Origin of the sequence: Nocardioides nematodiphilus (assembly GCF_020216525.1) — a bacterium.
Taxonomy (GTDB): Bacteria; Actinomycetota; Actinomycetes; order Propionibacteriales; family Nocardioidaceae; genus Nocardioides; species Nocardioides nematodiphilus.
The window spans coordinates 127,182-147,919 of record NZ_JAIWOY010000009.1 but is presented as its reverse complement, the minus strand read 5'-3'; the positions used below and the strand labels follow the sequence as shown (position 1 = coordinate 147,919).

Below are 20,738 nucleotides of genomic sequence, written 5' to 3'. Positions count from 1 at the left end.
TCCGGCTCAGTCCGGATCGATCGACGGGTCCGGCGCTTCGGCGCCGGGCCCGTCGGCGGCTCCCAGCCGTACGCCCTGCGCCGAGAGCGCCTGCATGCCGGCGAGGATGAAGGCCATCGCCTCCTCCACCCGGCGCGCCGCGGCGCCCCGGTCCTCGGCCTCGGCGACGGTCTCGCCGACCGAGGAGAGGGCACCGAAGAAGATCCGGGCGAACGTCGTGCGCATCGCCTCGTCCACGACCTGGCCCGCGGCCGCGAGGACCGTACCGACGATCTCCTCCACGACGGTGAAGGCTGAGCGCTCCTCCTGCTCGCGGTAGCGCTCGTGCCCCAGGACGGCGGGGCCGTCCTGGATGACGATGCGCCGGTACGCGGGCTCCTGGACCGCGGTCATGAAGGCGCGCAGTCCGATCAGGGCCTGCTCCCACGGGTCCTTGACACCCTTGATCTGCTGGCGGATGACCTTCGTCGAGGCGCTCTGCACGTCGACGAAGACCGCGTCGAACAGCGCCTGCTTGCCGCTGAAGTGGTGGTAGAGCGCGCCCTTGGTGACCTTGGCGCCCGCGACGATCGTGTCCAGTGAGGCGCCGGCGTAGCCGTGCTCGGCGAACAGCTGGGTCGCCACCTCGAGCAGCGCCCGCTTGGTCGAGGCCGAGTACTGCTGTCGCCGACTCGCGCCCGGAACGCTGGGGAGGGAGGGGACCTTCGGCACGAGCTTGCTCACGGACTTCGCCACCGGGCCACTTAACCATGCCGAAGGTATGTGAGGCAGTTCTCGAGGTGGTCAGGATCACTTGCGTCATTGTTGGCATACCGTCGGTATGCCTCGTACCTTCGTTACGTACTCACAGTATGTGAGGCCGACTAGTGAAGGGGCCGACCATGACCTGGAACAGCTACCACACCCGCGGAGAGATCCTCAGCACCGTCATCAAGACCGCCGACCAGCGGCAGGACGGGCGTCTCCCGATGGACGTCGAAGGCGTCACCGCCAAGTTCGACGACGAGTTCGACCTGCTGACCACGCTGCAGCTCAAGTGGCACACCCGCCTCGCGGGCAACCTCGAGCGTCAGCTGTCCGAGCAGCCGATGGACCTGCGTGCCGCCGCGATCGCCGCCTGGCACGCCACCGCTGCCGAGATGCCCGGGGTCCGCATCATCCTCGACCGCTACCTCGAGCACCCGCTCGACGCCCGGATGGCGACCGCCATGCGGAAGTCCACCGCCAAGGAGCACCTCCTGCTCGCCGTGATGGCCGGCATGGGCTCCTACGCCGACGAGCTCGCCATCCCGGCGGGCCGACGGATCGCCGAGGAGGCCCGGGCCTCGTACGTGCCGGCACCGGTCGTCCTCGAGCGCCCGACGCTGCTCAGCCGCCTGCGCTCGGCGCTCGCCGCCTGACCGCATCCCGCGGGGCGGCCCCCGCAGGGTGGACCCGGTGGGATGATGCCGTCATGGAGATCGCACCGGGCCACCTCCTCGTCGCCACCGCAGAGCTGGGCGACCCCAACTTCTCCCGCACCGTCGTCCTGATGGTCGACGTCGATGCCGACGGTGCCGTCGGGGTGGTCCTCAACCGGCCCACCGGCGTACGCGTCGCCGACGTGCTCGGGCCCTGGCGCGAGGGGGTCGCCGAACCGCCCGTCCTCTTCGAGGGCGGCCCGGTCAACACCGAGGCCGCGCTCGCCGTCGGGCTGCTGCGCGACGCGACCGACGTGCCCGTCGGCTTCCAGCCGTTCCACGGCCGGCTGGGCCTGCTCGACCTGGACACGCCGCAGGCACTGCTCGAGGGATCGCTGAGCGGTCTGAGGATCTTCGCCGGCTACTCCGGCTGGGGAGCCGACCAGCTCGCGGACGAGATCGCCGAGGGCAGCTGGCACGTCGTGCCGGCGCGCCGCGAGGACGTCTTCCGGGCTTCGGTCGACACGCTGTGGAGCGACGTGCTCCGGCGCCAGCCGGGCGAGCTGGCCTGGCAGTCGACCCGGCCAGCCGACCCCCGCGACAACTGACTTCGCCGGCCGCGCTGCGCGCGGCCTCCCGGGCTCACGGGAAGCGCCGGGCCTCGTCCGTCGGTCACGCTTCTGCTCGCTCGGTCACCTAGGATGGACCCATGGGATTCGGCTTCGGAAGCACCGGCACGGACACCGCCGTCAAGGAGCGCGTGGGTGAGCGCGAGGAGACGATCCCGAGCGAGGAGGGCGATCACGATCGCTACTCGCACTACGCGGACAAGGACAAGGTCACCGAGGCGATGGTGATGGGTACGCCCGTCGTCGCCCTGTGCGGCAAGGTCTGGGTGCCGAGCCGTGACGGCTCGAAGTTCCCCGTCTGCCCGGAGTGCAAGGAAGTCTGGGAGTCCATGCCTCCCGAGGGAGATGCGTGAACAACCTCAGTCCGGCGTGGCCCAACAAGGCCGCGTGGGGGACAGCGCCGTCCCTGCGCGCCTGGCAGGCCGCGGCGATGGATCTCTACTTCGAGCGCCAGCCGCGTGACTTCCTCGCGGTCGCGACGCCGGGCGCCGGCAAGACGACCTTCGCGCTGACGGTCGCCGCCGAGCTGCTCGGGCGACGCATCGTCGACCGCATCATCATCGTCGCCCCCACCGAGCACCTGAAGGTGCAGTGGGCCGAGGCCGCCGGTCGCGCCGGCATCCCGATCGACCCCAACTACTCAGCCGGGCAGGGCAAGACGTCGGCCGAGTACCTGGGCATCGCGGTGACGTACGCGGGCGTCGGGGTCAACCCCAACGCGATGCGGATCCGCGCGGACCGCTGGAAGACCCTCGTCATCCTCGACGAGGTGCACCACGCGGGCGACGCGCTGTCGTGGGGCGAGGGCGTGCGCGAGGCGTTCGAGGACGCCACCCGCCGCCTATGCCTGACCGGCACGCCGTTCCGCTCCGACATCAACCCGATCCCGTTCGTCACCTACGCCCCCGACGAGGAGGGCGTCCCGCGCTCGGTCGCCGACTACACGTACGGCTACGCCGAGGCGCTGGCCGACCACGTCGTGCGTCCGGTGCTGTTCATGGCGTACTCCGGGCAGATGACGTGGCGTACGAGCGCCGGCGACGAGATCGCCGCCCACCTCGGCGAGCCGCTGACCAAGGACCTCACCCAGCAGGCGTTGCGTACCGCTCTCGACCCCAAGGGGTCGTGGATGCCGGCCGTCCTCGAGGCCGCCGACAAGCGCCTCTCGGAGGTGCGCCGGCACGTGCCCGACGCGGGCGCCCTGGTGATCGCCACCGACCAGGACTCCGCGCGCGCGTACGCCAAGACGCTCAAGGAGATCACCGGCGAGCTGCCCACCGTCGTCCTCTCGGACGAGAAGGACGGCTCCAAGAAGATCGCTGAGTACGCCGCCAGCGACAAGCGCTGGATGGTCGCGGTCCGGATGGTCTCCGAGGGCGTCGACGTCCCGCGCCTGGCGGTCGGCGTCTACGCCACCACGATCTCGACGCCGCTCTTCTTCGCCCAGGCGATCGGTCGCTTCGTGCGTGCCCGGACCCGCGGCGAGACCGCGTCGGTCTTCCTGCCGTCGGTGCCCCACCTCCTCAGCTTCGCCAATGAGATGGAGGTCGCTCGCGACCACGTGCTCAAGCGCAAGGAGCGCGAGGACGGGGACATGTTCGCCCCCGAGGACGCCCTGATGGCGGCGGCGAACGCCACCGAGTCGGCCTCGGCGGAGGAGGAGAAGGGCCCGTGGGAGGCGCTCGGCTCCGAGGCCCGCTTCGACCGGGTGCTCTTCGACGGCGGCGAGTTCGGCCACGCGGGCGAGGTGCACGTCGGCTCGGAGGAGGAGATGGACTTCCTCGGCATCCCGGGTCTGCTCGAGCCGGCGCAGATGAAGCAGCTGCTCCAGCAGCGGCAGAGCGACCGGGCCAAGCAGCAGCAGGCGCGCGGCGACTCGATGGAGGAGGCCCGTCGTCGGGCCGCCGCCGAGGGCCTGGCCGAGACCTCGACCCATGAGCAGCTCGCCGTGCTGCGCCGTGAGCTCAACGGCCTGGTCGCCGCGTGGCACCACCGCACCGGTCAGGCGCACGGCATCACCCACGCAGCGCTGCGCCGCGAGTGCGGCGGTCCTGCCGCCGCGGTGGCCACCGCTGACCAGCTCCGCGCCCGCATCGAGCGGGTCCGCGAGTGGGCCAGCGCCCGGAAGACCAGCTGACGTCGAGAAGTCACTTCTTGCGGGTCGAGGGGTCACTTTCCGCGGATCGAGTGGCCACGAGATGTGACCACTCAACCCGCAGAAAGTGACCTCTCGACTTACTTTCCGGCGAGTGCGTGCACGAACGCGTGCGCGTCGGCCGGGGTGCCCGCACCGGTCACGGCGTCCCAGCCGGGGCCGGCCGAGTAGCCCGGGATGCCGGTGCCGGCCTGCACGTTGTCACCCTTGGTGACGTCGTACGTCCCGGCGAGCGGCTTCGCCAGCGCGGCGTTGATGTTGCCGAGGTTGTGCCCGGCCGCCTGCGCGGCGATCGCGACCACGCCGGCGAACATCGGGGAGGCCTCCGAGGTGCCACAGACGCCGTAGTAGCCACCGAAGCCGGGGGCCGTGTCGAGCACGACGACGTACGTCTTGCAGGAGGCGTTCATCGAGATGTCCGGGACCCTCCGGTCGGCGAAGACCGTGCTGTAGCCGCCACCGGAGCCGTTCCACGCGGTCTCCCGGTCGCCCGACGCGCACTCGGCCGGGCCGGAGACCGAGTCGATGACCGCGCCGTTGAACGGGCTGGTGCACAGGTTCGTGCCGCCGATCGCGCTGACGAGCGGGTCGGAGGCGGGCCAGCCGACCTCGGGCGTGGGCAGCAGCGTGCCGCCCTTGCCGACCGGCTGCTTCGCCGAGCCGGTGCTGCCGTCGTCCCCGGAGGAGGCGAGGAAGGTGATGCCGGCCGCGGTGCCTGACTCGAAGGCGTGACGCAGGTTCTCCAGCGACGCGACCGAACCGAACGCGCCCTCGGCGGTGCCGAAGCTCTGCGAGACCACGTCGGCGAGGTGCTGGTCGACGACCTGCTGCTCGGCGTTCATCATCTGCGGCAGGCCCTGCACGCCGAGCGTCTCGGCGGTCGGGCTGGCGACGAGCAGGATGTTGGCGCCCGGCGCGATCGTGTGGGCGTACTCGATGTCGAGGGCGACCTCGAGCGACCACGCGTTGGAGGCCTCCTGCTGCGGCGACTGGCTGCCCTCCGGCGGCGCCTTCACCTGGTGGTTGCCGATGGTCAGGGTCCTGAACTTCGCCATTCCGGGCTGGCAGGCGACGTCCGGCATGCCGCACATCAGCGGCAGGCCGTAGTCGCTGCTGAACTGCTTGAGGTCGGCGGCGGCCTCGTCGTACCCGAACGAGTCGACGATCGCGATCGTCTTCCCGGCGCCGGTCAGGCCCTCGTCGTAGAGCGCCTTCATGTTGTACGACTGCTGGATGCCCGGCGGGGTGAAGACGCGCCGGCTGGCGCTCGTGCTGGGCTTGGGGGCCTCGGTGCTGCTGAGGAAGACCGCCTGGGCCGGGGTGAGCTGGTGGACGATCGGAAGGGTGGTGGCGGTGGTGACCGCGGCACCCGATGCGCTCAGGGTCATGCCGGCGACGGTGGTGACCGTCGCAGCCAGGGCCCCGGACCTGCGAAGAAACATCTGTGCTCCCGAGTGAAGACGATGTGATGGGTGACCTGATCGGACACCCGCCGCCTTCGCGTTGTCAACGGTCCCGGCAGAGCTGGGAGGCTCAGCCGGCGTCGGCGGTCTCGAGGACCTCGGCCTCGTCGACCGAGCCGTGCGCGGGCGCGGGCGCCACCGCGATGAAGCGGCGGAAGAGCGCCAGCACGACGAGCGCGACGGCGACGACACCGGCGCCGAGGAAGAACGCGCCCTGGAACGTGTGCTCGGCGACCTTGCCGGAGACGTAGGCGCCCACCGCGCCGCCGAAGAACCGGACGAAGGAGTACGCGGCCGAGGCGACGGGGCGCGGGACCGGCGCGGCACCCATCACCAGGGTGGTGATGACGGTGTTGGTGATGCCCAGGAAGAGACCGGTGGCGATCGTGGCGACCACGACGCCCCACGGGTGACCGCCGTCCATGCCGGCCGTCGTGCTGCCGGTGGAGAAGACGCCCATGAGGGCGATGCAGGCGCTCAGCCCGACCAGGGCGATGGCGATCGCCGCGAGGGTGCCGACGCGCTTCTCGAGCCACGGTGCGCCCCAGATCGAGGTGAAGGCCAGGCACATTCCCCAGCCGAAGAACACCCAGCCGGTGTCGGAGGCCCCGAACTGCGTCGAGCCGAGGGCCATCGGGTAGGGAGCCACCGCCATCAGGGTGAACATGCCGTAGTTGTAGAAGAGCGCGACGAGGGCGACGACCAACAGCCCCGGGTACTTCAGCGCCTTGATGGGGTCGGAGACCTTCGTACGGGTCTCGGGCTTCGGGGTCGCGGGCAGGAAGACCAGGGTGGCCACCAGCGCGATCGCCATCAGCACGGAGACGCCGAAGAAGGGTCCACGCCAGCCGATGTGCTGACCCAGCTGGCCGCCCACGATCGGCCCGAGGCCGATGCCGATGCCGAGCGCGGACTCGTAGAGCAGGATCGCCTGCTTGAGGGAGCCGGTCGCGAGGCTGACGATGGTCGCCAGCGAGGTGGCGATGAAGAGCGCGTTGCCGAGGCCCCAGAAGGCGCGCGCGGCCACGATCCAGCCGACGCCACCCCAGTACTCACCGAGGCCGGCGTTGAAGGCGAGGTCGGCCAGGCCGCCGAGGGCTGCGAAGACGACGATGAGCGCCAGGCCCGAGATGAGCGTCCACTTCACGCCGATGCGCGAGCTCACCCAGCCGGTGATCAGCATCGCGACGGCGGTGACCACGAGGTAGGAGGTGAAGAGCAGGGAGACGTCACCGGAGGTGGCGTGCAGGTCCGCGGCGATCGAGGTCAGGATCGGGTCGACCAGGCCGAGGCCCATGAACGAGATGACACAGGCGAAGGCGACCGCCCAGACCGCGCGCGGCTGCTGGAGGAGCGACCCCTGAGGGGCGCTGGTGGTGATTGCGGGGGAGTTCACGCGTTTCCTTTCTCGGTGAGGCTGGTGAGCACGGCGATCGCGGTCGCGACGTCGGCGTCGGAGTGGCTGCTGAGGCGCCCGCGCACCGATCCGGCGAGACGGTCGCGCTGCTCGTGGAGGTACTCCCGGCCGCTGTCGGTGAGGGTGAGCACCTGGGCGCGGGCGTCGGTCGGGTGCGGCATCCTGGCGACGTGCCCCGCCTGCACGAGTGCGGCGACCTGGGCGCTCATCGTCGGCTGGGAGACGCCATCGGCCAGGGCCAGTTGGCTGATCCCGGCGGTGCCGAGGTCGTCGAGCACCGCGAGGACGCGGTAGCCGACCGGGACCTGGGCGTCACGGCGCAGCTGGCGCACCAGCCTGCCGGCGAGGAGGACGATCTCGGCGGTCGCATCAGTCACATCGAAAAACTATATACCTTGCCTATGTAAAAATCGAGAGTGTCCGGCCGTCTACCCTGGTCGTATGGCCCGTGCGCTGATCGTGGTGGATGTGCAGAACGACTTCTGTGAGGGCGGCTCCCTGCCGGTCGCCGGCGGGGCGCAGGTCGCCCACGACGTCGCGGAGGCGTTGCGCGCCCGCACGGCGGGGCTGCCGGGCGCGGTGCGCTACGACCGCGTCGTGGCCACCAAGGACCACCACATCGACCCGGGTCCGCACTTCGGGGACCCGCCGGACTACGTCGACAGCTGGCCGAAGCACTGCGTGGTCGGGACGGGCGGGGAGGCGTTCCATCCCAACCTCGATCCCGAGCCGTTCGACGCGATCTTCCGCAAGGGCGAGCACCGCGCTGCGTACTCGGGGTTCGAGGGCGCGACCGAGACCGGCGACGGCCTCGAGACCTGGCTGCGCGCGCACAGGATCACGGAGGTCGACGTGTGCGGCATCGCCACCGACCACTGCGTACGAGCCACTGCCCTGGATGCGCGACGGGCCGGCTTCCGGACCCGTGTGCTCACCGCACTGGTCGCCGGCGTCGCGCCGGACTCCACCGAGCGGGCGCTCGCCGAGATGACCGCCGCCGGCATCGAGCTCGTCTGATGCTCGAGCTGATCCGGACCGGCGACCCGGCGCTCACCTCCTTCGTCGAGGCGCTGCTGACTGACGCCGGCATCGCGTACCAGGTCGCCGACAGGGGCGTCGCCAACCTGCAGGGCGCGCTCCCGGTGATCCAGCCGCGCATCCTCGTCGCGGACGACCGTCTCGCCGAGGCACGCCAGCTCCTGGCCGACGCCGAGCTGCTCTGACTCAGGCGAACAGGGTCGGGATCGCCGCCTCGCCCCTCATCATCGACTGGATGGCGAGCGGGAGCTCGTCGCGTGCGGCCCGGTGGCGCTCGCGCGCGGCGGTCAGCGGCTCGCGGCCGACGATCTCGCCCGAGCGCACCAGCGGCACCAGCAGCGACCGGTCGTCGCCGTCGTCGACGGGGGGAGTGCCGATCCCGATCACCTCGGCCTCGGCGACGCCCTGGGGCGAGCGGCGCCGCAGCGCGTACTTGCGTCCGCCGATCGAGGCCTTGTCGGCGCTCTTCTTCGCCACCGGGACCATCTCGCCGTCCGCGCCCTCGCGGGAGACCAGTTTGTAGACGAAGCCGCAGGTCGGGGCCCCGGAGCCGGTGACCAGCTGGGTGCCGACGCCATAGCCGTCCACGGGCGCGGCGGCCAGGGCGCCGATGGCGAACTCGTCGAGATCGGAGGTGACGATGATGCGGGTGTCGTGGGCGCCGAGGGCGTCGAGCTGCTCGCGCACCTGCACCGCCAGCACGCCCAGGTCGCCCGAGTCGAGCCGCACCGCGCCGAGCCCGGTCCCGGCCACCTCGATCGCCGTACGGACGGCCTCGGCGATGTCGTAGGTGTCGACCAGCAGCGTCGTGCCCGTCCCGAACGAGCGCACCTGTGCGGTGAACGCGTCCCGCTCGGTGTCGTGCAGCAGCGTGAACGCGTGCGCGGAGGTGCCGGTCGACGGCACGCCGTACGCGGCGCGCGCGGCCAGGTTGGAGGTCGCCTCGAAGCCCGCGATGTACGCGGCCCGGGCGGCGGCGACGGCCGCCCCCTCGTGGGTGCGGCGCGAGCCCATCTCGATGCACGGGCGCTCGCCGGCGGCAAGCGTCATCCGGGAGGCCGCCGAGGCGATGGCGCTGTCGTGGTTATAGATGGAGAGCAGCACGGTCTCCAGCAGCACCGCGTCGGCGAAGCTGCCCTCGACGATCAGCAGCGGCGAGTGCGGGAAGTAGACCTCGCCCTCCGGGTAGCCCCAGATCGAGCCGGAGAACCGGTACGACTGCAGCCACGACAGGGTCGCGTCGTCGACGACCCCCTCGAGCGCCGCCAGCTCCGCGTCGCCGAAGCGGAACGCCTCGAGCGCGTCCAGTGCCCGGCCGACCCCGGCGACGACGCCGTAGCGGCGCCCCTCCGGGAGGCGGCGCGGGAAGAGCTCGAAGACGGAGCGGCGTCCGGCGGTGCCGGCCGCCAGAGCGGCCTGGAGCATGGTCAGCTCGTAGTGGTCGGTCAGGAGGGCTGTCGATGCGGTGCCTGGGGCGGGCAGGGTCGAGTCCACACGCGCCATCGTGGCACGATGGGCCATATGTCTGCGCCGAGCCCCGTCGAACTCGACGAGCCCGTCACCGATGACCTGACCATGGCGGCCACGCCGTGGGTCACCATCGTCTGGAACGACCCGGTCAACCTCATGTCGTACGTCACCTATGTCTTCCGCACCTACTTCGGCTACGACAAGAAGAAGGCCGAGAAGCTGATGATGGAGGTCCACACCGACGGGCGCTCCGCGGTCAGCTCCGGCAGCCGCGAGGAGATGGAGCGCGACGTGCAGGCCATGCACGGCTACGGCCTCTGGGCCACTCTCGAGAAGCAGACGGGTCGATGATGTCAGGCTTCTCGTATCAACGGCGCGGCAAGCAGATCGCCGCGACCTTCACCGGCTTCGAGGCCGACCTGCTGCGCTCGCTCGCGGCCCAGCTGATCGAGCTGCTGCACGACGAGGCGGCGATGCCGCAGCAGGCGGTCGACCCGCTCGAGGCGCTGCTCGACTTCTCCGGCCCGACCACCGAGCCCGAGGACCCGGTGCTGGCCCGGCTGTTCCCGACCGCCTACCAGCACGACGAGGAGGCGGCGGGGGAGTTCCGCCGCTTCACCGAGGGCACCCTGCGCGAGGCCAAGACGGCCGGGGCCGGCGCGATCGTGGACGCCCTCGAGGAGGCGGGCCTGCCGCCCGAGCTCCGGGAGGACGGCCTGATGATCGACGTGGAGCTGTCGCACCCCGAGGCCGAGGTCTGGCTGCGCTCCTTCACCGATCTTCGGCTCGCCCTCGCGACCCGGCTCGGTATCGAGGAGGGCGACGAGGACCACTGGGACCAGCTCGACGACGAGGACCCGACCGGGCAGGTGTACGGCATCTACCAGTGGCTCGGCTACCTCCAGGAGACCCTGGTCGAGTCCCTGATCAAGGCCACCTGAGGGCTACGTCACCCATCCCACAGATTGGGCGATGCGACTCGCGACCGGTCGCCAAACTAGGCTGGGATCCGTGCTGACCATCGACCAGGCGACGTACGACGCCATCGTCGCCCACGCGAAGCGTGACCACCCCGACGAGGCCTGTGGCATCGTCGCCGGTCCCGAGGGCAGCGACCGCCCCGAGCGGCTCGTGGAGATGATCAACGCCGCGGGCAGCCCGACGTTCTACGAGTTCGACTCCACCGACCTCTTCCAGCTCTACAAGGAGATGGACGAGCGCGACGAGGAGCCGGTGGTCGTCTACCACTCGCACACCGCCACCGAGGCGTACCCGAGCCGTACGGACATCGGCCTGGCCAGTGAGCCGAACGCGCACTACGTGCTGGTCAGCACGCGCGAGCACGGGAATAACGAGGGCCCCGTGGAGTTTCGTTCCTATCGGATCGTCGACGGCGAGGTGACCGAGGAGCCGGTCACCGTCGTCGCCAGCCTCTGATCCCGTCCCGAGCCTTCAGCAACAGAACCAAGGAGTAAGACATGGCCATCGAGGTCCGCATCCCCACCATCCTGCGCACGTACACGGGCGGCGAGAAGGCCGTCTCGGCCGACGGTGCCAACCTGAGCGCGCTCATCGACGACCTCGAGGCCAACCACGTCGGCATCAAGGACCGCCTGATCGACAACGGCGACCTGCGCCGCTTCGTCAACGTCTACATCAACGACGAGGACGTCCGCTTCATCGGCGGCCTCGAGGCCGAGCTCAAGGACGGCGACGCGGTCGTCATCCTGCCGGCCGTCGCGGGCGGAGCCCGCTGATCCGCTCTGCGGCGGAGGCGGATTGACATGACGCGCTACGACAACCTGATCAGCTCGGTCGGCGGGACCCCGCTGGTCGGGCTGCCCAGGCTGTCGGAGATGGTCGGCGGCTCGAACCCCGACGGTCCCGAGGTCCGGCTGTGGGCCAAGCTCGAGGACCGCAACCCGACCGGCTCGATCAAGGACCGCCCGGCCCTGAAGATGATCGAGCGGGCGGAGAAGGACGGCACCCTGCGCCCCGGTTGCACGATCCTCGAGCCGACGTCGGGCAACACCGGCATCTCGCTGGCGATGGCGGCCAAGCTCAAGGGCTACCGGATCGTCTGCGTGATGCCGGAGAACACCTCCGAGGAGCGCCGCCAGCTCCTGCGGATGTGGGGCGCCGAGATCGTCTCCTCGCCCGCTGCGGGCGGCTCCAACGAGGCCGTACGGGTGGCGAAGCGACTCGCCGCCGAGCACCCCGACTGGGTGATGCTCTACCAGTACGGCAACGCCGCCAACGCGCTCGCGCACGAGGAGGGCACCGGCCCGGAGCTCCTCTCCGACCTGCCGAGCATCACGCACTTCGTCGCGGGCCTCGGCACCACGGGCACCCTGATGGGCGTCTCGCGGTTCTTCCGCACGGCCAAGCCCGAGACCCGCATCATCGCCGCTGAGCCGCGCTACGGCGAGCTCGTCTACGGCCTGCGCAACCTCGACGAGGGCTTCGTCCCGGAGCTCTACGACGCCTCCCTGATCGACAGCCGCTTCTCGGTGGGACCGCGCGACGCGGTGCGACGGGTGCGCGAGCTGCTCGAGTTCGAGGGCATCTTCGCTGGCATCTCGACCGGCGCGATCCTGCACGCCGCGCTCGGCCAGGCCGCCAAGTGCGTCAAGGCCGGCGAGAACGCCGACATCGCCTTCGTCGTCGCGGACGGCGGCTGGAAGTACCTCTCCACCGGCGCGTACGAGGGCACCATCGACGAGGCCGAAGAGGGCCTCGAAGGCCAGCTCTGGGCCTGACGCGGCCGTCCTCAGGCACCCGCGAGCGGAATGGCGCGCAGCGCCACATCCACGGAGGCGTGCAGCTCGCTGCGGCCCACGCCGGCGGCGGCGTGGACCGCGTGCCCCTCGCTGAGCGCCATCACGAAGCGGGCCATCGCCACGGTGTCGGTGTCGGCGGGCAGGTCGCCCTCGGCCGCTGAGCGTGCGAGTCTCTCGGCCAGGGCGCGCTCGCCGGCGAGCCTGCTTCGCGCCAGGAAGGCAGCGACCCTCCCGCCGTCGGAGCCGGTGGCGAGCCCGCCCTGGACGGACAGGCAGCCGGCGGGGCGGTCCGGACGGGTCAACGCCTCGACATTGGCGCGCAGGAAGTGCTCGACCACCGCGTAGGCCGTCGGCTGCTCCAGCGCCTGTTGCGCATAGGCCATGTCGATCTCGGCGTACCGCGCCACCGCGAGCCGGAACAGCGCCTCCTTGTCGCCGAAGGCCGCGTAGAGGCTGGGCCGGTTGATCCCCATCGCCTCGGTCAGGGCGCTCATCGAGGCGCCCTCGTAGCCGAGCCGCCAGAAGACCTCCACCGCCTTGTCGAGGGCGGCGTCGGCATCGAAGGCTCGTGGCCGTCCTCGCGGCGCCGGTTCCGTCGTCATCGCATCGCACCTCCTGACTGAACGGTACAGAAATCCTTCACGCCGGGAATGCCTCGACGCCGATCCTCATTATGTACTGAGCGATACAAAATAGGAGGACGCGAGATCCGCGTGCCCGGGATGCGAGGAGAAGGACATGGCACGCTTCGAGAACAAGACGGTCCTGGTCACCGGTGGCACGTCGGGCATCGGCCTGGCGGCAGCGCGCCGGTTCGCCGAGGAAGGGGCCCGGGTCGTCGTGACGGGTCGGCGCCAGGAGGCGCTCGACCGGGCGGTGGCCCACATCGGCGCGGCGGCCGTCGGCGTACGCGGCGACGTGGCCGAGCTCGCCGACCTGGACCGGGTGGTCACCGCGGTGCGCGAGCTCGGACACGGCTTGGACGTGGTCTTCGCCAACGCGGGCGGCGGCGAGTTCGCGGCGATCGAGGAGATCACCTGGGAGCACTACGCCGCGACGTTCAACGCCAACGTCGGCGGCACGCTGTTCACGGTCCAGAAGACGCTGCCGCTGCTCAATCCCGGTGCGGCGATCGTGATCACCAGCTCGAACATCGACGTCAAGGGGGTGCCCGCGTTCAGCGTGTACGCCGCCTCGAAGGCTGCGTTGCGCTCCTTCACCAGGAGCTGGGCCGCGGAGCTGACCGGTCGGTGGATCCGGGTCAACGCCGTCGCCCCCGGTCCGATCGGGACTCCCGGCCTCAGCGGCCTGGCACCCGACGCGGCGGCCGCCGACCAGCTGTTCGCCGGCCTCGCCGGCAGCGTGCCGATGGGGCGGTTGGGCACGACCGAGGAGATCGCCGACGCGGTGCTCTTCCTCGCCTCCGACGCCAGCTCCTATCTCACCGGTTCCGAGCTGTACGTCGACGGCGGCGCGAGCCAGATCTGACAGGCTCGGACCGGGATCGAAGGAGAGTCTGATGAATGAGAACGCTGCCGCGCTGATGCGCGCGAACCTGCTCGAGGTCTTCGGGGAGCGCGATGTCGAGCGTCGTGCTCAGGCCGCCGCCCGGATCTACGCCGACGACGTCGCCTTCGCCGATGAGGACGGCGTCATCACCGGCCGCCGGGCGATCACGGCACGAGCCCAGGAGCTGCTCGACGGGGTGCCTGCGGAGTTCGCCTTCGTGGAGGACGGCCCGATCTACGGCGTCGGCTCGCGAGCCGCACTCGCCTGGCGGTTCGGGGCGCCGGGCGCCGAGCCGGTGGCCCGCGGGGTCGACATCGCCACCATCGTCGATGGCCGGATCAGCGCACTGGAGACGCTGCTCGCCGGCTGAGCCGTGCGACGGGGTCGGGCGGCGCGCAGGCCGGGCCGGCGGACGGCGGCGCCCCGGAGCCGCGTCGCCTTCGCCGACCGCCTAGCATTTCACTGTGCCCGGCCTGACCCCGTCCCCCGACCGCGACGCTCCGATCGGGATCTTCGACTCCGGCTTCGGCGGCCTCACCGTCGCCCGCGCGGTCATCGACCAGCTGCCCCACGAGTCGATCTCCTACGTCGGCGACACCGCCCGCGCCCCGTACGGCGACCGCTCGATCGCCGAGGTGCGCGAGTACGCCCTCGAGTGCCTCGACCACCTGGTCGACCAGGGCGTCAAGGCGCTCGTCATCGCCTGCAACGCCGCGAGCTCGGCGATGCTGCGCGATGCCCGCGAGCGCTACGACGTGCCGGTCGTCGAGGTGATCCTGCCGGCCACCCGGCGCGCGGTCGCCGCGAGCCGCACGGGCCGCATCGGCGTCATCTGCACCCAGGTGACGGCCGACTCGATGTCGTACGACGACGCTTTCGCGGCCGCCGCCCACGTCGAGCTCCACACCCGGGCGTGCCCGAAGTTCGTCCCGTTCGTCGAGGCCGGCATCACCAGCGGCGACGAGCTCCTCGAGGCGGCGCACGAGTACCTCGATCCGCTGATCGGCGCGGGGGTCGACACCCTGATCCTGGGGTGCACCCACTACCCCCTGCTCACCGGCGTCATCTCGATGGTGATGGGCGACAACGTCACCCTGGTCAGCAGTGCCGAGGAGTGCGCGAAGGACGTCTACCGGATGCTCGCGCAGCGCGACCTGATGCGCCCCGGCGGCGAGCCCGTGTACTCGTTCACCACCACCGGATCGCCGGAGGCCTTCGAGACCATCGGGCGCCGGTTCCTCGGTCCGGAGATGGCGGCTGCGCGCCAGTTCGCCGGCGGTCTGGCGTAACAACCGGTCCGGACGGGCATAGTGTCCTTCCCAGGTCACATGTGACCTGGGTCAAGACGTACTGCCAAGCGGATGGTTAAGCCCTAGCCTTGCGACCCATGTGCGGAGGTCTCCTGTGAAGCTGACGATCGTGGGGTGCAGCGGTTCCTACCCGGGGCCCGACTCACCGGCCAGCTGCTACCTGCTCCAGGCCGACGACGCCGAGGGCCGCACCTGGAACCTCCTGCTGGACCTGGGCAACGGCGCGCTCGGCGCGCTGCACCGCTACATCGACCCGCTCCAGGTCGACGCGATCCTGCTCAGCCATCTGCACGCCGATCACTGCATCGACATCACCAGCTACTACGTGCTGCGCAAGTACCACCCCAGCGGCCAGCAGCCGGTGATCCCCGTCTACGGGCCGCGCGGCACCCCGCGCCGGCTCGCCCGTGCGTACGACCTGCCGCGCAAGCCCGGCATGGAGGAGGAGTTCGACTTCCTGCGCCACCGGGGCGTCGTCGAGATCGGACCGTTCACCATCGAGCCCCGCGAGGTCGAGCATCCGGTGCCCGCCTTCGCGCTGCGGGTCACCGCCGACGGCGCGTCCGTGGTCTACAGCGGCGACACCGGACCGACCGACGCGCTGGTGGAGATCGCCAAGGACGCCGACCTGTTCCTGTGCGAGGCGTCGTTCCGCGAGCAGGACGACAACCCGCCGAACCTGCACCTCACCGGCAAGGAGGCCGGCGAGGCCGCCGAGGCCGCTGGGGTGCGTCGCCTCGTGCTCACCCACGTGCCGCCGTGGCACGACGAGCAGGAGATCCTCGCCGAGGCCGTGCCGGCGTTCTCCGGCCCGACCGAGCTGGCCCGCCCAGGAGCCACCTACTTCGTGTAGGACCGTGACATCTGTCGTGGGACATTCGGGGTGAACCCCGATGCGCGGTGTGGTCGGGACTGGCAGGCTGTCACCCATGATCAAGGTCGAGGGACTCACCCGCGTGTACGGGGCCTACACCGCGGTCGACGACGTCACGTTCACCTGCGAGCCCGGCCGGGTCACCGGCTTCCTGGGCCCCAACGGTGCCGGCAAGTCGACCACGATGCGCATCATGGTCGGCCTGACGCCGCCGACCAAGGGGCGCACCACCATCAAGGGCGTCGACTACCACGACCTGCCCAACCCGGGTCGCACGGTCGGGGTCCTGCTGGACGCCTCGGCCCAGCACGGCGGACGTACGGGCCGCGAGGTGCTCACCCTCAGCGCCATGACCATGGGCCTGCCGTCGAGCCGCGTCGACGAGATGCTCCAGCTGGTCTCGCTCTCGCCGAGTGAGGCCAAGCGCCGGGTGAAGAACTACTCGCTCGGCATGAAGCAGCGACTCGGCATCGCGAACGCCCTGCTCGGCGACCCCGAGATCCTCATCCTCGACGAGCCGGCCAACGGCCTCGACCCCGCCGGCATCCGGTGGATGCGTGGGCTGCTGAAGTCGTACGCCGACCGGGGCGGCACGGTGCTGCTCTCCAGCCATCTGCTGCACGAGGTCGAGATGATCGCCGACGAGATGATCCTCATCGGCCGCGGCAAGATCCTCGCCCAGGGCGACCGGGCGGCCCTGCTGTCCCACAACACGAAGGTCGAGACGCTCGCGACCTCCCTCGACAACGACGGGCTGAGCGCCGCGCTGAGCGCCAAGGGGATCCCCGTGGTCCCGGCAGGAGAGGGTCTGCGGATCACCGCCGAGCCCGTCGAGGTCGGCCGCACCGCCGTCGAGCACCACATCGTCCTGACCGACCTGCGCTCCGGCGACGGCGGTCTCGAGGAGCTGTTCCTGCAGCTCACCGCCGACACCCAGCGCGAAGGAGTGGTGGCATGAGCACCGCGACCCAGACCCCCGCGGCGCCGCGCTCGACCGCGCCGAGCGGCATCCCGTTCAGCCGGTTGCTCCAGGTCGAGTTCCGCAAGTCGTGGGACACCAAGGCCAGCTTCTGGCTGCTCTTCGCGCTCGGTGCCGTCGTGGTGGCGGCCGAGTTCATCGCGGCGATCGTGCTCGCCGTCAACGGCGACGGCGACACGACCGTCGATCTGGGCACCTTCGCCGGGGTGGCCGGCTTCGTGTGCGAGCTGATGCTCCCGGTCGTGGCGATCCTGCTGGTCACCTCCGAGTGGACCCAGCGCACCGCCATGGTCACCTTCGCCCTGGAGCCCCGCCGCGACCGGGTCATCACCGCGAAGCTCGGCGTCGCGCTCATCTGGACGCTCGTCACCGTCGTCTTCGCACTGGTGATGGGCGTGCTCTTCAACCTCTTCTACGGCGCGGTGGGCGGCTCGGTCACGTGGACGGGCGGTGCCGGCGTGGTCGGCTTCGTGATCGTGCAGTGCGCGCTGATGCTGATCGGCTTCGCCTGGGCGGCGCTGGTGCTCAACACCCCGGCCGCGATCGTCATCTACTACGCGTTCTGGTTCGCAGTCCCGACGATCCTGGGGATCGGCAACGCGCTGATCGGCTGGTTCGACAGCTTCTCCCGCTGGATCTTCTTCCAGCAGGCGACCGGTCCGCTCTACGACGGCTTCTGGAACATGAGCGCCGGCGAGTGGGGCCACCTGATCGTGGCGGTGCTGATCTGGCTCGGCGCCCCGCTCCTCCTAGGCCTGCGCCGCATCAGCCGCGCCGAGGTGAAGTAGCCGACGCGACGCAACCGTTCGCGGAGCGTTCCGGAGCACGACATCCTGACGGGGCCGGCTGGTAGCCGGCCCCGTCAGGCTGGTCTCGTGGCCGGATACCTCCGTTTCGCGGCGCTGGGTGACAGCACCACCTTCGGCATCGGGGACCCGACGCCGGACGGGTGGCGTGGCTGGGCCCGCCTGCTCGCCGACTCGCTCACCACCGCCTACGACGTCAGCGCGTGCCATCTGGCCGTGCCCGGTGCCACCGGCACCGCGGTCCTCGACGACCAGCTCGATGACGCCATCGCCCACCACCCCGACATCGCCTCGCTGATCGTCGGTGTCAACGACACCATGCGCTCGACCTGGGATCCCGCCCGCCTGCGGGTGGAGCTGATGACCTGCGCCGAGGCTCTCACCGGGAGTGGCGCGCTGTTGCTCACCGCCCGCTTCCACGACCACAGCACGGTGCTCGGGCTGCCGCACGCCCTGCGTCGCCCGCTGCTGCGGCGGCTCACCGAGCTCAACAGCGTCTGGGACGAGGTCCACCGCAGGTTCGGGGGAGCGCGGGTCGATCTCGGCGCCCACCCGGAGGCGCTCGACCGCTCGTACTGGTCCGTCGACCGGATGCACCCCGGCGAGCGCGGCCACCGCCTGCTGGCCCGGCACTTCGCGCTCGACCTGCACCGGTTCGGCTACGACTTCGAGCTGCCCTCGCTGGAGTGCTCCGGTGGGCTGCCGGGCAGCTGGCGGCGGGACGCCGCCTGGATGATCGCGGAGGGGGCGCCCTGGATCGGTCGCCGGGCACGCGACCTCGGCCCATGGGTCGTACGCCAGGCCGTCCGCCCCGGCGAGCGGGCCGACCGCAGGACACCGCCCTCCGGGCCGCGACTCAGTCGCTCGGCCTGAGCGAGCTCGCTCCGTCTCGCTCCCGTCGCCTAGGCTCGCCCGCATGACCAGCAACCGCGAAGACGGCCGCGCCAACGACGAGCTGCGCCCCATCACCATCACCCGCAACTGGCTCGACCACGCCGCCGGCTCGGTGCTGATCGAGTTCGGCAGGACGAAGGTGCTGTGCGCCGCCTCCGCGTCCGAGGGCGTCCCGCGCTGGCGCAAGGGCTCCGGCCTGGGCTGGGTCACCGCCGAGTACTCCATGCTCCCGGCCTCGACCAACACCCGCTCGGATCGCGAGTCGGTCAAGGGCCGCATCGGCGGGCGTACGCACGAGATCTCGCGCCTGATCGGCCGCTCGCTGCGCGCGATCATCGACTACGAGAAGCTCGGCGAGAACACCATCCAGATCGACTGCGACGTGCTGCAGGCCGATGGCGGCACCCGCACCGCCTCGATCACCGGCGCGTACATCGCGCTCGCCGACGCCTGCGCCAAGCTCGGCGTGCCGCAGGCCCTGACCGGCTCGGTCGCGGCCATCTCGGTCGGCATCATCGACGGCGAGGCGCGTCTCGACCTCCCGTACGTCGAGGACGTCCGGGCCGAGACCGACATGAACATCGTGATGACCGGCGAGGGCAGGTTCGTCGAGGTCCAGGGCACCGCCGAGGGCGTCGCCTTCGACCGCGTCGAGCTCGACGCGCTGCTCGCGCTGGGGGAGAAGGGCTGCGCCGACCTCACCCACCTGCAGGCGGAGTCGCTGGGCCGATGACCGCTCGGATCTTCGTCGCCTCCCGCAACGCCAAGAAGATCGCCGAGATGGAGCGGATCCTCGCTCCGCTCGTCCCCGGCGTACGTGTGCTCGGCCTCGACGACGTCGACTTCTACGAGGAGCCGGTCGAGGACGCGCCGACGTTCGAGGGCAACGCGCTGCTCAAGGCGCGCGCGGGCTTCGCCGCCACCGGGCTGCCGTCGGTCTCCGACGACTCCGGTCTGTGCGTCGACGCGCTCAATGGCATGCCCGGCGTGCTGTCCGCGCGCTGGGGCGGACGCCCCAAGTCCGATCAGCGCAACAACGAGCTGCTGCTCGACCAGCTCAACGACGTCCCCGACGAGCGTCGCGGCGCGCACTTCGCCTGTGCGATCGCGTTCGTGTTCGGCGACGGCCCCGACGGCGAGATCGTGGTCGAGGGCCGGATGGACGGTCGCGTCATCCGCGAGCTGCGCGGCGAGGGCGGGTTCGGCTACGACGTCATGTTCGTCGCCGACGACACCCCCGACGGCCGTACCAGCGCGGAGCTGACGGTGGCGGAGAAGGACGCGATCTCCCACCGCGGCAAGGCGATGCGCGAGCTCGGCCCGCGGATCGCGAAGGTCCTCGGCTAGGACGCTTCGCCGCCCACCGGGCGTCCCACGATGAGGCCCGCCAGGGTCTCGTCGGGGAACGCCGCGGCGGTCTGCGGGTCGAGCTGCGCCCCGAGCCCGTCGAGGACGGTGGTGAAGAACGCCCGGGCGGCGACGGCGTAGACGACCTCCGCGATCTCGGCGTCGCCCAGGCCGTGCGCGCGCAGCGCCGCCACGTCGTCGCTGTCCACGGTGTCGGCCGCGGTGGCGACCTTGGTCGCGAAGGCGTAGAGCGCCCGATCCACCGGCGCGAGGCCTGCTCCGCTCGGATCAGCGGTCAGGGCGTCAAGGGTCCCGACGTCGCCGCAGTCGTCGCGCAGGAACTTCGAGTGGGCCGCGGTGCAGTAGGTCGACCGTCGCGCGCGAGCGGCTGCGATCGTGACCAGCTCGAAGCGGCGCCGGTCCATGCCGCCGCGGATCGCGCCGTTGAGGGCGGCCCAGCCCTCGGCGACCGCGGGTCTGGGAGCGAACGCGCCGGCGTAGTCGGGCAGGAAGCCCCACTGTCGGCGTTGCTGGTCGTAGTAGTCGGCCACGGCTCCGGTGGCCTCGTCCTCGGGAACGGTCCGGATGAACATCCCTGAAGCGTGCGCCCGACGGGGCGCTGCCGCCAAGGCGTCCGGTGAGAAATCCGATGTGTGCCCGGCCGCCA

27 protein-coding genes are annotated in these 20,738 nt (G+C 71.0%); 20 read left to right on the top strand and 7 right to left on the bottom strand.

What is annotated here, in order from left to right; genetic code table 11:
• Positions 1–6 precede the first annotated feature (6 nt).
• A complete protein-coding gene (locus tag KSO98_RS14985) occupies positions 7–735 on the bottom strand; it encodes a TetR family C-terminal domain-containing protein (protein WP_225286474.1) in 729 nt (242 codons plus the stop codon).
• Between the two features lie 146 nt (positions 736–881).
• On the opposite strand from KSO98_RS14985, the gene KSO98_RS14980 reads away from it, so the two are divergent.
• From KSO98_RS14980 to KSO98_RS14965, 4 genes are all read left to right on the top strand, one after another.
• Positions 882–1,400 carry a hypothetical protein gene (locus KSO98_RS14980; protein ID WP_225286473.1) on the top strand — a complete coding sequence of 173 codons (519 nt, stop codon included), beginning with the start codon at positions 882–884 and terminating at the stop codon, positions 1,398–1,400.
• Positions 1,401–1,453: 53 nt separating this feature from the next.
• Positions 1,454–2,008 (top strand): YqgE/AlgH family protein, encoded by a 555-nt coding sequence (locus tag KSO98_RS14975; RefSeq protein WP_225286472.1) that lies wholly within the window; start codon positions 1,454–1,456, stop codon positions 2,006–2,008.
• A gap of 101 nt (positions 2,009–2,109) precedes the next feature.
• Positions 2,110–2,382 carry a DUF3039 domain-containing protein gene (locus KSO98_RS14970; protein ID WP_225286471.1) on the top strand — a complete coding sequence of 91 codons (273 nt, stop codon included), beginning with the start codon at positions 2,110–2,112 and terminating at the stop codon, positions 2,380–2,382.
• Positions 2,379–4,166, top strand: coding sequence for a DEAD/DEAH box helicase (locus KSO98_RS14965; RefSeq protein WP_225286469.1), 1,788 nt, complete (start codon positions 2,379–2,381; stop codon positions 4,164–4,166). Before KSO98_RS14970 ends, KSO98_RS14965 begins: the two co-directional genes overlap by 4 nt.
• A gap of 98 nt (positions 4,167–4,264) precedes the next feature.
• Here the strand turns inward: KSO98_RS14965 and KSO98_RS14960 are convergent, their stop codons facing one another.
• From KSO98_RS14960 to KSO98_RS14950, 3 genes are all read right to left on the bottom strand, one after another.
• Positions 4,265–5,572, bottom strand: a complete 1,308-nt coding sequence (locus KSO98_RS14960) for a S53 family peptidase (RefSeq protein ID WP_225286467.1) — start codon at positions 5,570–5,572, stop codon at positions 4,265–4,267.
• A gap of 145 nt (positions 5,573–5,717) precedes the next feature.
• The gene (locus KSO98_RS14955) at positions 5,718–7,043 is read right to left on the bottom strand and encodes an MFS transporter (RefSeq protein ID WP_225286466.1); all 1,326 of its coding nucleotides are present in this window, start codon (positions 7,041–7,043) and stop codon (positions 5,718–5,720) included.
• Positions 7,040–7,441, bottom strand: coding sequence for a MarR family winged helix-turn-helix transcriptional regulator (locus KSO98_RS14950; RefSeq protein WP_225286465.1), 402 nt, complete (start codon positions 7,439–7,441; stop codon positions 7,040–7,042). The genes KSO98_RS14955 and KSO98_RS14950 overlap by 4 nt, the downstream gene beginning before the upstream one ends.
• Positions 7,442–7,505: 64 nt before the next feature.
• Between KSO98_RS14950 and KSO98_RS14945 the strand changes: the two genes are divergently transcribed.
• Positions 7,506–8,081 carry a nicotinamidase gene (locus KSO98_RS14945; RefSeq protein WP_225286464.1) on the top strand — a complete coding sequence of 192 codons (576 nt, stop codon included), beginning with the start codon at positions 7,506–7,508 and terminating at the stop codon, positions 8,079–8,081.
• Positions 8,081–8,287, top strand: a complete 207-nt coding sequence (locus tag KSO98_RS14940) for a putative signal transducing protein (RefSeq protein ID WP_225286463.1) — start codon at positions 8,081–8,083, stop codon at positions 8,285–8,287. Before KSO98_RS14945 ends, KSO98_RS14940 begins: the two co-directional genes overlap by 1 nt.
• A 1-nt stretch (position 8,288) precedes the next feature.
• Here KSO98_RS14940 and KSO98_RS14935 read toward each other — a convergent pair whose 3' ends face one another.
• Positions 8,289–9,605 (bottom strand): nicotinate phosphoribosyltransferase, encoded by a 1,317-nt coding sequence (locus KSO98_RS14935; RefSeq protein WP_225286462.1) that lies wholly within the window; start codon positions 9,603–9,605, stop codon positions 8,289–8,291.
• A gap of 18 nt (positions 9,606–9,623) precedes the next feature.
• Here KSO98_RS14935 and clpS point away from each other — a divergent pair, with 18 nt between their 5' ends.
• The 5 genes from clpS (at position 9,624) to KSO98_RS14910 (ending at position 12,331) form a co-directional block, all read left to right on the top strand.
• Positions 9,624–9,923, top strand: a complete 300-nt coding sequence (gene clpS, locus KSO98_RS14930; RefSeq protein WP_225286461.1) for an ATP-dependent Clp protease adapter ClpS — start codon at positions 9,624–9,626, stop codon at positions 9,921–9,923.
• Positions 9,920–10,513, top strand: a complete 594-nt coding sequence (locus tag KSO98_RS14925; RefSeq protein ID WP_225286460.1) for a DUF2017 domain-containing protein — start codon at positions 9,920–9,922, stop codon at positions 10,511–10,513. The genes clpS and KSO98_RS14925 overlap by 4 nt, the downstream gene beginning before the upstream one ends.
• 70 nt (positions 10,514–10,583) lie before the next feature.
• Positions 10,584–11,009, top strand: coding sequence for a M67 family metallopeptidase (locus tag KSO98_RS14920; protein WP_225286459.1), 426 nt, complete (start codon positions 10,584–10,586; stop codon positions 11,007–11,009).
• A 41-nt stretch (positions 11,010–11,050) separates the two neighbouring features.
• A complete protein-coding gene (locus KSO98_RS14915; protein WP_225286458.1) occupies positions 11,051–11,329 on the top strand; it encodes a MoaD family protein in 279 nt (92 codons plus the stop codon).
• A 27-nt stretch (positions 11,330–11,356) separates the two neighbouring features.
• Positions 11,357–12,331, top strand: a complete 975-nt coding sequence (locus tag KSO98_RS14910; RefSeq protein ID WP_225286456.1) for a PLP-dependent cysteine synthase family protein — start codon at positions 11,357–11,359, stop codon at positions 12,329–12,331.
• Positions 12,332–12,342: 11 nt separating this feature from the next.
• Here KSO98_RS14910 and KSO98_RS14905 read toward each other — a convergent pair whose 3' ends face one another.
• Positions 12,343–12,954: a TetR/AcrR family transcriptional regulator gene (locus KSO98_RS14905; protein ID WP_225286455.1), complete on the bottom strand. Its 612-nt coding sequence runs from the start codon at positions 12,952–12,954 to the stop codon at positions 12,343–12,345.
• Positions 12,955–13,090: 136 nt separating this feature from the next.
• Between KSO98_RS14905 and KSO98_RS14900 the strand changes: the two genes are divergently transcribed.
• From KSO98_RS14900 to rdgB, 9 genes are all read left to right on the top strand, one after another.
• Positions 13,091–13,840: an SDR family oxidoreductase gene (locus tag KSO98_RS14900; protein WP_225286454.1), complete on the top strand. Its 750-nt coding sequence runs from the start codon at positions 13,091–13,093 to the stop codon at positions 13,838–13,840.
• A gap of 31 nt (positions 13,841–13,871) precedes the next feature.
• Positions 13,872–14,231: a nuclear transport factor 2 family protein gene (locus KSO98_RS14895; protein WP_225286453.1), complete on the top strand. Its 360-nt coding sequence runs from the start codon at positions 13,872–13,874 to the stop codon at positions 14,229–14,231.
• Positions 14,232–14,325: 94 nt separating this feature from the next.
• The gene (gene murI / locus KSO98_RS14890) at positions 14,326–15,150 is read left to right on the top strand and encodes a glutamate racemase (RefSeq protein WP_225286452.1); all 825 of its coding nucleotides are present in this window, start codon (positions 14,326–14,328) and stop codon (positions 15,148–15,150) included.
• A gap of 115 nt (positions 15,151–15,265) precedes the next feature.
• A complete protein-coding gene (locus tag KSO98_RS14885) occupies positions 15,266–16,024 on the top strand; it encodes an MBL fold metallo-hydrolase (protein ID WP_225286451.1) in 759 nt (252 codons plus the stop codon).
• 76 nt (positions 16,025–16,100) lie between these two features.
• Complete coding sequence (locus KSO98_RS14880) at positions 16,101–17,003, top strand: ABC transporter ATP-binding protein (protein ID WP_225286450.1); 903 nt, start codon at positions 16,101–16,103, stop codon at positions 17,001–17,003.
• Positions 17,000–17,812 carry an ABC transporter permease gene (locus tag KSO98_RS14875; protein ID WP_225286449.1) on the top strand — a complete coding sequence of 271 codons (813 nt, stop codon included), beginning with the start codon at positions 17,000–17,002 and terminating at the stop codon, positions 17,810–17,812. Before KSO98_RS14880 ends, KSO98_RS14875 begins: the two co-directional genes overlap by 4 nt.
• 87 nt (positions 17,813–17,899) lie before the next feature.
• Entirely contained in the window at positions 17,900–18,703 is an 804-nt protein-coding gene (locus KSO98_RS14870; RefSeq protein ID WP_225286448.1) for an SGNH/GDSL hydrolase family protein, read from the top strand.
• Between the two features lie 43 nt (positions 18,704–18,746).
• Complete coding sequence (gene rph, locus KSO98_RS14865) at positions 18,747–19,457, top strand: ribonuclease PH (protein WP_225286446.1); 711 nt, start codon at positions 18,747–18,749, stop codon at positions 19,455–19,457.
• Complete coding sequence (gene rdgB, locus KSO98_RS14860) at positions 19,454–20,071, top strand: RdgB/HAM1 family non-canonical purine NTP pyrophosphatase (RefSeq protein WP_225286444.1); 618 nt, start codon at positions 19,454–19,456, stop codon at positions 20,069–20,071. The genes rph and rdgB overlap by 4 nt, the downstream gene beginning before the upstream one ends.
• Here rdgB and KSO98_RS14855 read toward each other — a convergent pair.
• The gene (locus tag KSO98_RS14855; protein WP_225286442.1) at positions 20,068–20,664 is read right to left on the bottom strand and encodes a carboxymuconolactone decarboxylase family protein; all 597 of its coding nucleotides are present in this window, start codon (positions 20,662–20,664) and stop codon (positions 20,068–20,070) included. The genes rdgB and KSO98_RS14855 overlap by 4 nt on opposite strands.
• Between the last annotated feature and the right edge of the window lie 74 nt (positions 20,665–20,738).

Bases quoted from the DNA above. Each gene is read 5' to 3' on its own strand.
- KSO98_RS14980 (WP_225286473.1), top strand. From the start codon at position 882: ATGACCTGGAACAGCTACCACACCCGCGGAGAGATCCTCAGCACCGTC.
- KSO98_RS14975 (WP_225286472.1), top strand. From the start codon at position 1,454: ATGGAGATCGCACCGGGCCACCTCCTCGTCGCCACCGCAGAGCTGGGC.
- KSO98_RS14970 (WP_225286471.1), top strand. From the start codon at position 2,110: ATGGGATTCGGCTTCGGAAGCACCGGCACGGACACCGCCGTCAAGGAG.
- KSO98_RS14960 (WP_225286467.1), bottom strand. From the start codon at position 5,572: ATGACCCTGAGCGCATCGGGTGCCGCGGTCACCACCGCCACCACCCTT.
- KSO98_RS14945 (WP_225286464.1), top strand. From the start codon at position 7,506: ATGGCCCGTGCGCTGATCGTGGTGGATGTGCAGAACGACTTCTGTGAG.
- KSO98_RS14940 (WP_225286463.1), top strand. From the start codon at position 8,081: ATGCTCGAGCTGATCCGGACCGGCGACCCGGCGCTCACCTCCTTCGTC.
- KSO98_RS14935 (WP_225286462.1), bottom strand. From the start codon at position 9,605: ATGGCGCGTGTGGACTCGACCCTGCCCGCCCCAGGCACCGCATCGACA.
- clpS (WP_225286461.1), top strand. From the start codon at position 9,624: ATGTCTGCGCCGAGCCCCGTCGAACTCGACGAGCCCGTCACCGATGAC.
- KSO98_RS14925 (WP_225286460.1), top strand. From the start codon at position 9,920: ATGATGTCAGGCTTCTCGTATCAACGGCGCGGCAAGCAGATCGCCGCG.
- KSO98_RS14915 (WP_225286458.1), top strand. From the start codon at position 11,051: ATGGCCATCGAGGTCCGCATCCCCACCATCCTGCGCACGTACACGGGC.
- KSO98_RS14910 (WP_225286456.1), top strand. From the start codon at position 11,357: ATGACGCGCTACGACAACCTGATCAGCTCGGTCGGCGGGACCCCGCTG.
- KSO98_RS14905 (WP_225286455.1), bottom strand. From the start codon at position 12,954: ATGACGACGGAACCGGCGCCGCGAGGACGGCCACGAGCCTTCGATGCC.
- KSO98_RS14900 (WP_225286454.1), top strand. From the start codon at position 13,091: ATGGCACGCTTCGAGAACAAGACGGTCCTGGTCACCGGTGGCACGTCG.
- KSO98_RS14895 (WP_225286453.1), top strand. From the start codon at position 13,872: ATGAATGAGAACGCTGCCGCGCTGATGCGCGCGAACCTGCTCGAGGTC.
- KSO98_RS14880 (WP_225286450.1), top strand. From the start codon at position 16,101: ATGATCAAGGTCGAGGGACTCACCCGCGTGTACGGGGCCTACACCGCG.
- KSO98_RS14875 (WP_225286449.1), top strand. From the start codon at position 17,000: ATGAGCACCGCGACCCAGACCCCCGCGGCGCCGCGCTCGACCGCGCCG.
- rph (WP_225286446.1), top strand. From the start codon at position 18,747: ATGACCAGCAACCGCGAAGACGGCCGCGCCAACGACGAGCTGCGCCCC.
- rdgB (WP_225286444.1), top strand. From the start codon at position 19,454: ATGACCGCTCGGATCTTCGTCGCCTCCCGCAACGCCAAGAAGATCGCC.
- KSO98_RS14855 (WP_225286442.1), bottom strand. From the start codon at position 20,664: ATGTTCATCCGGACCGTTCCCGAGGACGAGGCCACCGGAGCCGTGGCC.